14 protein-coding genes and 1 riboswitch are annotated in these 12641 nt (G+C 37.4%); of the genes, 10 read left to right on the top strand and 4 right to left on the bottom strand.

All coding sequences use genetic code 11. From position 1 onward, the window contains the following. Positions 1-97: 97 nt before the first annotated feature. The 4 genes from I8752_RS04815 to I8752_RS04830 form a co-directional block, all read right to left on the bottom strand. A complete protein-coding gene (locus tag I8752_RS04815; RefSeq protein WP_214431191.1) occupies positions 98-1582 on the bottom strand; it encodes a site-2 protease family protein in 1485 nt (494 codons plus the stop codon). Between the two features lie 374 nt (positions 1583-1956). Then, on the bottom strand, positions 1957-2199 hold the full coding sequence (locus tag I8752_RS04820) for a hypothetical protein (protein WP_214431192.1): 243 nt from the start codon (positions 2197-2199) through the stop codon (positions 1957-1959). An 81-nt stretch (positions 2200-2280) separates the two neighbouring features. Then, positions 2281-2475 carry a hypothetical protein gene (locus I8752_RS04825; RefSeq protein WP_214431193.1) on the bottom strand — a complete coding sequence of 65 codons (195 nt, stop codon included), beginning with the start codon at positions 2473-2475 and terminating at the stop codon, positions 2281-2283. Between the two features lie 312 nt (positions 2476-2787). Then, positions 2788-2965: riboswitch (cyclic di-AMP (ydaO/yuaA leader) on the bottom strand. Between the two features lie 340 nt (positions 2966-3305). After that, positions 3306-3518 carry a hypothetical protein gene (locus I8752_RS04830; RefSeq protein WP_214431194.1) on the bottom strand — a complete coding sequence of 71 codons (213 nt, stop codon included), beginning with the start codon at positions 3516-3518 and terminating at the stop codon, positions 3306-3308. 799 nt (positions 3519-4317) lie between these two features. On the opposite strand from I8752_RS04830, the gene I8752_RS04835 reads away from it, so the two are divergent. The 10 genes from I8752_RS04835 (at position 4318) to I8752_RS04880 (ending at position 12619) form a co-directional block, all read left to right on the top strand. Further along, positions 4318-6333: an AGE family epimerase/isomerase gene (locus I8752_RS04835; protein WP_214431195.1), complete on the top strand. Its 2016-nt coding sequence runs from the start codon at positions 4318-4320 to the stop codon at positions 6331-6333. A 10-nt stretch (positions 6334-6343) separates the two neighbouring features. Then, positions 6344-7006 (top strand): DJ-1/PfpI family protein, encoded by a 663-nt coding sequence (locus I8752_RS04840; RefSeq protein WP_214431196.1) that lies wholly within the window; start codon positions 6344-6346, stop codon positions 7004-7006. A gap of 16 nt (positions 7007-7022) precedes the next feature. After that, positions 7023-7928, top strand: coding sequence for an EthD domain-containing protein (locus I8752_RS04845; protein ID WP_214431197.1), 906 nt, complete (start codon positions 7023-7025; stop codon positions 7926-7928). A gap of 31 nt (positions 7929-7959) precedes the next feature. Beyond that, on the top strand, positions 7960-8319 hold the full coding sequence (locus tag I8752_RS04850) for a carboxymuconolactone decarboxylase family protein (protein WP_214431198.1): 360 nt from the start codon (positions 7960-7962) through the stop codon (positions 8317-8319). 62 nt (positions 8320-8381) lie between these two features. Further along, positions 8382-9194 (top strand): VOC family protein, encoded by an 813-nt coding sequence (locus I8752_RS04855; protein WP_214431199.1) that lies wholly within the window; start codon positions 8382-8384, stop codon positions 9192-9194. A gap of 20 nt (positions 9195-9214) precedes the next feature. Next, positions 9215-10033, top strand: coding sequence for a nuclear transport factor 2 family protein (locus I8752_RS04860; RefSeq protein ID WP_214431200.1), 819 nt, complete (start codon positions 9215-9217; stop codon positions 10031-10033). Between the two features lie 82 nt (positions 10034-10115). Next, positions 10116-10532 carry a nuclear transport factor 2 family protein gene (locus I8752_RS04865; RefSeq protein WP_214431201.1) on the top strand — a complete coding sequence of 139 codons (417 nt, stop codon included), beginning with the start codon at positions 10116-10118 and terminating at the stop codon, positions 10530-10532. A gap of 39 nt (positions 10533-10571) precedes the next feature. Then, positions 10572-11375: a hypothetical protein gene (locus I8752_RS04870; protein ID WP_214431202.1), complete on the top strand. Its 804-nt coding sequence runs from the start codon at positions 10572-10574 to the stop codon at positions 11373-11375. A 21-nt stretch (positions 11376-11396) separates the two neighbouring features. After that, a complete protein-coding gene (locus I8752_RS04875; RefSeq protein ID WP_214431203.1) occupies positions 11397-11969 on the top strand; it encodes a hypothetical protein in 573 nt (190 codons plus the stop codon). Positions 11970-11989: 20 nt separating this feature from the next. Then, on the top strand, positions 11990-12619 hold the full coding sequence (locus I8752_RS04880) for a DJ-1/PfpI family protein (RefSeq protein ID WP_214431204.1): 630 nt from the start codon (positions 11990-11992) through the stop codon (positions 12617-12619). The last annotated feature ends 22 nt before the right edge of the window (positions 12620-12641 follow it).

The following is a 12641-nucleotide window of genomic DNA, read 5'->3' on the forward strand; positions in this document are numbered from 1 at the left end:
ACAGACGCGATTAATGAGCCAGCGCGTTGCGGGGGTTCCCCCCGTTGTAGCGACTGGCGTCGCGTCTCTACGACAACTGACCACTAACAATTAACTCCTAACTTCCGATACCCAATCGCCCAGCCAAGGCGGGAGTTAGGGGTAGGAGAATAGTAATCATCAAAAACAGAGCCAAAAGACCCAGAGCGGCTCTGGCATCATCGGGTTCGCTGATTTCATTCAAGCTGGGGCGTTCTAGATTCCGTTGTAAGAATATAATCACGATCGCCCAGTACAAGGCAAGAGAATTACCAAGAGCTACTAGCCCTAACAAAATTAAAGTCGCAAAAGTTGCCCGTCCTGCGGTTTTACGTCCGTAAATTGCCTGGACAATGCGACCACCATCTAATTGTCCTGCGGGCATCAAGTTTAAAGCAGTGATTACCAACCCCAACCAACCAATTACCACTAGGGGATGAACATTCACTAAAGGAGATTGTAAAGCTGAACCCAGAACAACGCGCGCCAAGCTGCCCACCAAAATCGAGCCTTGAAAAAATTGATTGGGTAATTGAAATAAACTACCTGGGTGGGAAAGCAGCAAGCCGACAATCAGCATTAATAAAGAAACAATACCGCCGACGGCTGGCCCTGCCAAAGAAATATCAAATAATACCTTGCGATTGGGTATAAGAGATTCAAAGCGCGTAATCGCACCAAAAGACCCAATTTGCACCGCAGGTAAAAAGAAGGGCCAGCTAAGGCGGACTTGATGGCGGCGTGCAAGTAACCAATGACCGATTTCATGAGCTACCAAAACCGTTAATATGCCAGCACTGATAGGTAAAGCCTCTGTTAACCGCGCTGGATTGGCAAATAAATCAAAATTTAGCAGCAGTCCAGCAGTTTCAAAACTAGTGCCAATAGTTGCTATAGCCAAGATACCTGCAAAGGCTTTTTGTGGTAACGTTGTCGGACGTGGCTCATTGCTGCTGGGTAAAACAATCACTACGGGTTTTCCGTCCGTATTTTCCACTAAAAACAGACGATAGCGATCGCCTAGCCTTTCTTTTAAACTAGCAGTGAGGCGGTTAAAAACTTCTTCTGGCTCTCCTCGAAGATTACCTTTAAAAATAGCTCCTTCTTGGTAAGCGATCGTTTCTGTAGCAAAAAATGTGTCAATACCAAAAATGCCTTTAATCGCGCTCAAATCCTCTTCTGGAATTGGCAATACTTCAACTTGCAGTCCAATAACTGGCTGTGGGTTATTTTCCGCTTGTGGCGAGGAATCAGTCGCTAGCCTTTGCGTTGCTCGTTGCCTGAGTATGGCATCTTGCCCCGCCGCTCGCAATTGTCTTCCCAAGAAGATATACAACCCAGCGGAAGCCACTACTAAGAACAATATCCCAACAATATTAATGTAAATCCCTGCGGCAAATAAGCCAAAGAATAACAGCCAGGGAGCCATTAACACCACAGACTGTAACCAGGCTAAGATTCCCAGCCTACCAAAAGGTCTGGCACGATAGAAGCCCCAACCCAAAATACCCAAAGCTACTAGTAAAATTGTCCCAATTATAGGAGTCTCTGACGAAGTAAACATTTCCAAACCCTTCGCTGTAAAAGACCAAGCCCGAATTAGTCAGGTGTTATAGATACATTTATTAATCTATAACGAGGGTTGTAGTCTACCCAAATCGAAAATGGCGTGATTCCCCAACTCCTCACATCTAAGTTAAGTAGTCGTTAGTGAATATTACTACTAAATTTAATACCAGAGGCGATCGCCTCTGGTATTTTTAAGGTGTATTTAACTTTACTTCAACCGCAGTTGCGAATCAAAAGATGGAGATACTACACGTAGCTTGCTGAAGCGAAGGGGTACGATAAGCGGGCAAAACAATTAATAGCAGGTTTTAAACCCTACTTTTTTATTCTAACTTCTGAATTTAGAATAGCTAAATTCTTCTTCAGTTCCTAAATCTTTTCACTAATTTTGATTTCCTCTTGACTACACTTCATCAATTCATAGAGATCGTAAGCATATAATTTTTCCTGGCTTGGCTTACTAGTTGCGCTTGTTGCTACTATTGGATCGCCATAACCATTGCTTTTACCAATAAGTAAAAGTTTTTGACCTGCGTACTCTCCTATTAATTTGAAATCAGTTTCCGGGAAAAAACTTACATCAGTCAAGCAGCTACAGTTTTGAATGGGCATTTTTATTCCTAAGTTCTTCCAAAATCTTGAATATTTCAGTTTTTTGATAGGTAGTGTCAAACACTACCTATCAAAAAAATGTTAATTTTGTGCTTTGCTCCAAGTGGAATACACATCTTCTACAAATCTGCTGCGATCGTCGTTGCCCTGGTAAGTTGTTAGCATTACTTTCAAAGTAGTAAAATAAGCACCATTTATAATTTGATGTCCGTAACCAAAGACTTGACCTAATTGCCCTGTTTTTTGATGCAAGGCATAATCTCCAATACTTAACATGATGGGAACCCCTAAATTAGCTAATTAAGTGGTTTATAGTTGACTATTTGTGGAACTGGACAAGACATTCAAGTAGATAGACGAACAAGCTATCTCGACAAATGAACTGGGTTTACCCAGCTTTTAACCTATGAATTCTTCAATTAGAAACATTTTAAACTTTTACCTCAAGGCAACTAGTCTGCCTCAGATGCCAGAAACACTGGTTATATTATCCTTGTCTCAGGATCGAAGCTAGGTACAACGAAGCGCAAAGTTACCAGCCAAGGATACTGACGAGACAAAGCATTTATCTTAAATTATGCTGCTCGTTCAATCTCCCCTCAATGCCGACGAAGTTAGCTGACGGGCTAGAACTGAGAGATGTTCTTCTCCAGATAATTCCAGCTTTGTGTTTGAAGTTTATTCTTCGCACCTAAGCTTTGAACTATCTTAGAGATACGCCCCCGATTTGGTTCCTCCGCTCCTTGTTTACTTCCATAGATAAATTTCTTTGAAAGCAACAATGAATTAGGCAGACTGATTCAAATATTATCTATCATTCTAACTTTTACATGTTAGGAATGTCAAGTAAAAAACACACATTAATTATGATACATTTCACACTTATGTATTGCTAATTTATGTGTATCAATTCTGATATTACGTTAGTTGCTAAAAGACTTACACTATCCTTAGAAAGATTAAAAAATCTTCCACCTCTTTCATTTGACTCGATCTATTTCCCTGTCTATACCGTCAGGTTAGAGAGATATTTGTGTATATCGAAAGCACTTGATACTGCGAACACTCACTATTTACTCGCTAGCAAATTGCTACACTTAGTTTCTTCAGGTATTAGTGTTTGATTTTTCACCTGGGCGTTGGGTAGCAGGAGGATACTTAACACTTTCTTCAACTCTACGGATTTCTGTGTTAGTTTGCTCTTCAGACAGCAACTCATCAGGATTTAATGATTTATCAGCAGCATCATCAATTACTCCATTGGCATTAACATTGGATTTATCAGAAGTGCCTTTATGGCTAGCATGTCCACCAGGCATAACTATTACCTCTCATGTTTATAACTAAATACTCTCAGCCTAAACTCTTTTGTTTGGAGAAATACACTATCAGAAGGTTGATGGTGGGAAATAATCTAACGCGAGCGATCGCTCAAAAGCTCTGGATTTTGGCTTATAACTCATCCCTATTTCTCAACCCACCGAATGTGTTAATTGAAAGTTAAGAATGAGTTAGTTAAAAATCAAAATCAAATAATATATATTTAGGAACATAGGAAAATAGTTGATTTCTATCTCAAGCAATACGAGTAACTTAATTTGTATCTGAATACACTAAATATTATCTAACTCAAGATAGACGATTGCTACTTTTTGCTAAATTACATTCATAACTAATAAAAGCAGGTAGCTTATATGAATGTAGAACTAATTGCTAATTAACAATAGTTTCAATTTGATTCTTACCTACTTGACTATCTATTTCGTTGGCAAATTATGAGTTACACCTGAGAACGCATTTGAGGAGATAAATTCAGGGTGTGAAAATCACAAAAATTTTGCATTCACTTGACAAATTTTAGATATGAAGCAACGATGAAGATTTGTTTTGGTGACTGCGCTTCATTTCACTCTTTTTTTGAGGCTAGATTTTGACTTATTGATTTAATATTGTTGGCATTTAAAAATAAATGCCTAATTTTTTACGAGCTTGAAAATAGTTAAAATTTTGAATCTTTGGTGTAATTAGAGATAGCTTTTCAGCGATTGAACATTACTAAATATTTAAGCAGACTAATTCAACCAGAGATTTTTAATACAAAATAACAAGAAGGGCTTTATGAAGCAATTTACTGTCAACACAACCCTAATGGGCAAAGTAACGGATATTGCAGAGGAGGAAGGCAAATTTAGTATTAAATGTCGTAGTGGAGATGAATTCCAAGTTGCAGTAGGTAAGGAAACACGATTTCAATTTTTACAAAATTTGGATGGTGTAAACCGCGATCGCGTCCCAACTCCTGAAAATTTCCATCAGTATTTGCCAGCAGATTTAGTAAGGAAATACATCCAGCCTCATAGCTTAGTAGTCCTACAAGGGGTATATTTAGAAAATAACGGTAGCTGCCAATATGATGCCCGCATTGTTAACTTACTAAATTCATATAAAGGTCAAGACGAATTAGTTTTTGAGCAGACCCACTGGTGGCTAACCCAAATTTCCCGTTTAGCAGATAGTTGGTTAGGCTTTTTATTTCCCAATAAACAAACTTATGAAATCGATGATTTTGCTCTTTACCGAACTAACTTAAATATCATCGGTTTACCAACAGATGATGAAATCCAAGAATGTGCTACTCTTTCCAGGCTGATTTATGGTCTTTCCTCTGCTTATTTACTAACTGGAGGTGAACGCTATCTTTCAGCTGCTCGTGCTGGAGTTCAATTCCAACGAGAAACTTTTCGTAGTTTAACATCTGATGGCAAACATTGTTTTTGGGCTTTTGGTAAACGCAAGACGAAGTACAGTTATCAGTTATATATACGCTCTCTCAACGAAGATGATAGAGATACCATCCCACTTTACGAACAAATTTACGCCTTAGCCGGATTGGCTCAGTATTATCGAATCACTTTAGATTGGGAAGTACTAGATGATATCAAGCGGACAGTTCGCGTCTTCAATGATTTATTTACCGATCCTGAATCAGAGTACGGCAAATATGCTTACGGTGATTATTTTTCACACCTTGATTACGTGACATTAAATTGGGATAGTCCTGCTCTTGGTGATAACCAATCCAGAAAAAATTGGAATTCGATTGGCGATCATATCCCGGCATATTTAATTAACGTGATTTTGGCATTAGATCCCTTGCCATTAACCGATCGCGGTCACGAAGAAATTGAGGAATTTTTAGCAACCTGCAAAAAGATTCTCAAAACAGCGTCCACAATCATTGTCGAGAAATTTCCCGACCCAGATCCCAGCGTTCCGTTTGTGAATGAGCGATTTTTGCGGGATTGGAAACCAGACCATAATTGGCGGTGGCAACAAAATCGTGCCGTTGTCGGACACAATTTGAAAATAGCCTGGAACCTGACTCGTGTTGCTAACTATTATTACTCCTTAGCCGCTCAATCTGCTGTTGATAACGCCCAACAAGCTGAAGAAGCACAACGCTTAGGCGATAAGTTAATGAAGCTAGCAGACAATTTAGGCATGAAGATGGCAGAGATTGGCGTAGATTTATTTAGGGGTGGAATTTTTGATACTTTAGAACGTAATCCTCAAAATGGAACGTCACTGGAATTTCCTTGGTTTAATACTAAAGACTTCTGGCAACAAGAACAAGCCCTATTAGCCTACTTAATTCTTCATGGTTGCAGTAATGAAAATCATGACCAAAAACAAGAGTATTTACGGTTAGCACGAGAAACTGCCGCATTTTGGAATTTATTCTTTCTTGACCAAGACAATAAAGGAATTTTCTTCCGAGTTAGTGAAAGTGGCGATGCAATTACTGTAGGGCAGTATGGACAGAAAGGCGGACATGCGATTTCTGGCTACCATGCTTTTGAATTGAATTATTTGGCTCATATCTATATCAGTACTTATGTGACCAAAGAACCCTTCTGTTTGTATTTCAAACCTAATCCTGATTGTCGAGCGCGATCGCTTAACGTTTTACCTGATTTCTTTAGACCCAATGCTTTGCAAGTGACCAGAATCAGTATTGATGGTAGCGATCGCACATCAATAGACCCTGATAATTTCCGCATTGAACTGGGAGAACAAGAATTTCAACTTGGTTCAGCAGCAGAAATCATTGTGGAATTTACACCTAAGAGTTAGGTAAGCAGTTATGGCAACCCGAATGCTAGAAGGAAAGAAAGTCGCCATTCTTGTAGAAAGTGAATTTATTCCAGAGGAAATTGCTGCTTATCAACAACGCTTTGGCGAACTTGGGGCAACTGTAGATTTCATGTCTCGGTTGTGGGGCAATGAAAGTCTGCGTTTTGTCAGTGATGTTGATGCAGTAGGCAAGTCGTTGAAATACCTAGATGTGAACATTGACTTTCAAAATGTAGACATCAATGATTATGCTGCTGTGATTGTCTCTGCTGGCTACACCAGTGTACGTCTGCGTTATTTTGAGGCCACAGCAGGTCGTCCCATCAGTTCAGAACAGACTCGCACTGCACCAGCTGTCCAATTCTTTGCCCAGGCGATGGCAAATCCCAAAATTGTCAAAGGAGCTATTTGTCATGGATTGTGGCTGTTGACACCAATGCCAGAACTACTGCAAGGACGAAAAGTTATCTGTCACGAAGTTACTCTTGCAGATATTGCTAATGCTGGCGCTGTTTATGTTCCTTCTGCTTCGGGAATTGTTGTTGATGGTGAATTAGTTACAGGGCGGTCAGGTCATGACGTGGGTGCATTTATCGAAGCGATCGCTCAACTAATTATCCAACAAGATACAGAATCAGTCCAAAAACAGGAATTTATCGGAGTGACATCGTAACTTCAGGAGGAAAGCAATGAGAACAACTAATTATGCACAGCGAGATCGAGCCGCACAAGTAGTTTTTTACGTCCCATTGTGGAAGAGAAAGGGAATTTGTTTAGAGTTGTTCGACGATTATTGGCGAAATGTTCACGGCCCAGTCTGCGCCCGCTTACCTGGTCAGTACCAATATTGGCAGTTTCATGTGGCTCACAATGAAGGAGGTATCTGGCCTAGCATTGAGGGTATAGACTACAACACACCCGCAGAAGATCAGTTTGATGGGATTGCGGAATTAACCTTTAAAACAGTCGCAGATCGTCAGACATGGTTTCAGGCTTCTAGCATTCTTATGGATGACGAGCATAACTTATTTCGCAAGGCGATCGGTTATAACACTAATCCTGGTAACTCCATCACCTATGTTGACGGGATTGAAAACGCCACACCTAACGGTTTAGTCGGTGTCGAAAAGTTTCATGTCATGTTTAAGAAAGCTGATGACATTAGTGTAGAAGATTTCCGTCAATATCTGCAAGAAAGCTTTGCTTCAGAGTTAGTCAAGAGTGACTTAGTGCTGAAGTTACGCATACATTTGTTTGAAGAAGTTGATAATTCTCGTCCCGATGCGGCTGGTGTATCTCATTCTGAACAACCAGAAAAAAACTATCAAGCAGCTTTAGAAATTGCCTTTTCTAATCACCTAGAAATGGAACAATTTTTCACTTCCGAAATATACACCACAGCTACACAGTACCAAGCAAAATACGTTAGACAAATTAGCATATTCCCAGAGAGAACAGCTTTTACATTCGTCTATAACAGTCAGATGACACTAGCAGGGCAACGCAGTTCTACAGTTGCTGATTTGATTACAAATATAGGAGCCATCAATCAGCTTCAAGATGACATTTCTACTTTGATGCTTGGTAAAAGCTAATCAAGTTAATGGTTTTTCACAGGACAAAATTGTGTCTGAAAATTCTCTTAAAAAAAACGCAGTCCTTGACGATCGACAACTGCAAGAAAATCTCAAAGCAATCAATCCCAAATTTGGAGATTTTGTGATTCGTGTCGCAGGTGAAGCTTGGGGTCTACCATTAATCGACCAAAAAACCAAAGCTTTAATTACCATTGCTGTTGATGTAGTGAATCAGGATCGTGTTGGCCCAGGTAATCCCTTTGACGCTCATGTTCACATGGCTATGCAGCAAGGCGCTACCCGTGAAGAAATTGAAGAACTACTTTTATTTCTGTGTGTTTACGCGGGATTTAATAAGGCGGCTGGTTATTTTGGTGCTTTAAATAAAGTTTTAGACAGTGCTAAATAACAAGCTCATGAAGAAGGATGTTCAAATTAGAATCAACTCGAAAATATGGAGTTACTTTTTTTATGAACAACAAAAATAATATTAAATCTAATTTTGGAAACTACCTACAAGGAGTACAACATGTTGGTATAACTGTACATAACATGGCTAAATCTCTGGAATTTTACACAGAGGTATTAGGTGGTAAATTAGTAGTCAGTGGTGATGCATACAGTGGTAAAATTCTACATCACACTCTATTTCAAAAAGAGGAAATTGAGGCATTAAACCTAGAACAAAATTCACCATTAATTGAAATCCCTGACATTAGAGATGGTAACAAACAAGTACTAGATATCAGATTTATTTCTTTTGGAAATATAGCTGTAGAACTATTACATTTTCGAGATGCAAAGCTAACACCTAATGCCCGCAATTGGATTAATCAGCAAACAAAATGTCATTCATCGGAAAAAACATGTGTTGCTTATGTTCCTATTATGTATCTTTCGTTTCATGTCAAGGATGATGTTGATTTAAATAAGTTTGCCAAATCCTTAGAAGCAGAATGTAGAAAAAGGGAAATTGATTTAGTTTGTAACAGAATTATTCATGTAGATTCTGAAGAAGCAAGAAGACAAACTGCTTTTAAGTACACTGCTAATAAATTTTGGTATGACCCAGACTACTTTATAGAAGGCTACTCAGATTCAGATTTTGGAGACTTCTATGGTTGGTCATTGTTTTACGCTAAAGGCCCAAACGGAGAGCAACTAGAATTTAACCAAGTAACTCGCAAAATTAAAGACCTTTTTATTAAAGGTCAAAAGGAATATAACCAAGACTACAGCACAACTTTTAATTGGCCATCAGCCCTTATTAGCAGCTATCAATAAAAAATAATTAATTTTATTTTATGACAGAAATTACAGAAATAAAAAAATGGTCAAAATTTTCTGGTAAAAAAGTAGACATTTTAAAAAAGCTATTTTTAGCTGGAGAATCGATGAATTTGGATAAATTTGTACAATTCTTTACTGATGATGCTATATACCAGTTCAGCAACTTACCCATAGTATATGGGCCAGAAGGTATTCGAGATTCTTCTATAGATTTTTTAAAGAAAGTAGAAGGATTGCACCATCATATTAAAAATATTTGGGAACTAAAAAATGAATTATTGATCTGCGAAATAGAAGTTACTTATATTCGTCATGACGGTAAAGTATTTACTTTGCCATGCAGTGATATTATTCGATTTACTGGGGACAAAATCCAGGAAATGTTGATTTATATGAATATTTTTCCAGTTTATATCACACCAGAAACCGAGCAAAAATCACTTACAGACAAAGTATCAAAGATTAACTTAATAGATAGAGTTAATAATTTGTTTGCCTTGACTGATGTCAAAATTGAGAATTTTGATCTCAATGCTTATATTTCTTTCTTCACTGAAGATGCTTTTTATCAAGCTGGTAATGCTAAACCTGTATATGGATATCAAGGGATTAGAGAGTTTTCTGTACCTATCATTCAAAAGTTTAAAAGTTTAGCTCATGAAGTCAAAAACATTTGGCAATTAGAAAATACGGTTATCTGTCAAGTAGTAGTTATATACAATCGTAAAGACGACAAGGTGTTTAAGCTGCCCACTCTTAATATTATTCAATTTAGGGGTGACAAAATTAGCTCACTGCAAGCTTTTGGAGACCCTTCTCCTACTTTTTCATGAGGATTATTTATTGTCAAAAACATTTAAATTTGTTTCTAGCTCTTTCTAATACCAGTTGAATCAATTTAAAAGATGGGGATTTATGATTAAACCTGAAAATAATATTTTCCAACAAAATAATAAAGCTAATTTTCCAAATAAGACTGAACTAGTTAAATATCTTTTGGCAAATTACGATTTAACTAATGAGTATGACATTAGTTATTTTACAGACGATATAGTTTACAGAATAGGAAATATTGAGCCACTAATTGGTTCAAAGAAAATCTTAGAATTTGGGTTGCGCTTGAAAGATAAAATTGAACATACAAGTCATGAAATTAAGAATATTTGGGAAATAGAGGATACAGTAATAGTCGAATCAAATGTTATTTTTAAGCCTAAAGAGGGTAATGTGATTCAGCTACCTAATGCCACTATTATTAGATTTCGTGATTATAAAGTTCGACATTTACAGGCATTTATAGATATTTCTCATATTTTAAATAAAAATATTTGAAAAAATATCATATTTAAAACCTCAATATGGAAGATGTTTATGTACTTATCTAATGAGTTCACCAATGCTACTCTTAATGGTAATTATTCAGTTGCTATCACTGGGCATAGTGGGCAAGTTCCAGAAGCTGGTGTTGGAATACTAAATTTTGATGGTAAAGAAAAAGTTGTTGGTTTTATGATTTTTAATTTGCCTGGACTTTCATTTGGAGAAAGAAGTTTATGTAAATCTTTGTTTGAGGGAAAATACGCAGTTGATAATAATGGATCTGGCAGTGCTACAGCAAAATTTACTCTCGATGATGGTTCAATTAGTGAAACAAGTTTCATCTTTGTAGTTAACACAATAGAAATAAATAAAGTAGCAAGAGAGGTTTTTTTCATACAAAAAGATTTAACAAAAACTACAGGTAGTCTAATTACATTCGTAATTACTAGGTTGCCTGAAGAAGGAGAGTTTACACTTGCAAGCTTTAAAGGTACTTTTGCATTCAATGGTATTACACAAGGTTGTCAAATACCTGCTGCTGGCATAGGTACTATTACCTTTGATGGTCAAGGCAAATATTCTGGTATAGATATTCTCAATTTTCCAGGAAGTGCTTTTCCAGATAGAAAGATAACCCAATCTCCCTTTGATGGAATTTACACAATGAAAGAGCCTGGAATTTATCCTACTATTTCGACTACTACTCAGTCTAAAGCTATTTTCTTAATCACGAAAGCAATGACAATTTCTGGTATTAATGTAGCGCAAGAATACTTTTACATTGTGCCCAGTAATAATTTAGAGTTTACTGGAGGAAATTTAGTTATATCTGTTGGTAAAAAAATCTTAGATTAACTAATCGATAAGTATGTAGTTATGAAAAGACGTATTAACTATTATCAGGATTTAGCTGCTAATTATTCAAAACCAGGGCTAGTTTCTCCAGAATTAGCAGAAAAGCTCATCTTTGAAGCTGAAAAATTTATTTCCTTAAAAGAAGACAATTTTCCAGCAATTACTCCAGATTATCCATTAGAGCAGATTGAACAAGAAAATAAAGCATGGTGGCCTACTCATTGTGAAGCTTTGAGACAAGGTAGAGGAGATATTTTAACAGGAGAATACCGCCAAGATTTAGTTTATTTTTGCCAGGATGGCCCGTATTACGGTTTAGAAGAACAAAAAGAACGCGAGCAACATTGGTGGGCTTTAATCGCTCAACCTGGCGTAACTATGTGCTGGCCAATTGTCATGTTTCATGGTGAATTTGTCTGGTTTGAATGGAATTGCCTTGATAATGCAACTAACGAAACAATTGCTAAAGGTAGTGTTGCTTGGTTGCGTCGAGGTCATCGGGGTGGGTGTTATCTTAAGGGCGAACAACTAACTTTCTATCGTGATGTTTTTGCACCTAATGAACTTTTGAAATTGATGACTACAGCTAAATAAACAATTAATGGGGGGATAATATGACTACTGAAGGTAAAGGCAAAATTGGTGTACTTATTGAAGAGCATTTTGACCCATTGGAATTTCGGTCTTTCAATGAATACTTTCCTCAACAGGGTTATCAAGTAGAATATATTTCTCATTTATGGGGTAATCCAAACATAAATTTTCACAGCAATTCTGAGGATGGTGTAATTAAAGAACACGTAACTGTCACCACAGAAGTTAATGACATTAATCCAACCGATTACAAGGCAATAATTTGTATTGGCGCTTATGCAATGGATCGGCTGAGATATGAGACAAAGGTGAGAAAGGGTCAACCAAATCAAGCCCCAGCAGTTGTATTTATTCGTAAAGCCATACAAGAACCTCATGTCAAAATAGGAGTGATTTGTCATGGTTTATGGTTACTTTGTGCTGCTGATGTTTTGGAAAATCGGCGAGTAACTTGCGCTCATAATATTCTGATTGATGTGGAAAATGCTGGGGCTGAGATTATTTACGAAAATGATTTAGCTGCTGATATTGTAATTGATGAAAATTTAGTTACAGGTAGACATCCTGACCTGGTAAATAAATTTATGGAAACCTTGATAAGAGAAATTGAGAATAAACAGCGCAGCCTCCATGCGGCTATGACTGTTTAAATGTTGTAGTTTTGAATGCTCC

Origin of the sequence: Dendronalium phyllosphericum CENA369 (assembly GCF_016056275.1) — a bacterium.
Lineage (GTDB): Bacteria > Cyanobacteriota > Cyanobacteriia > Cyanobacteriales > Nostocaceae > Dendronalium > Dendronalium phyllosphericum.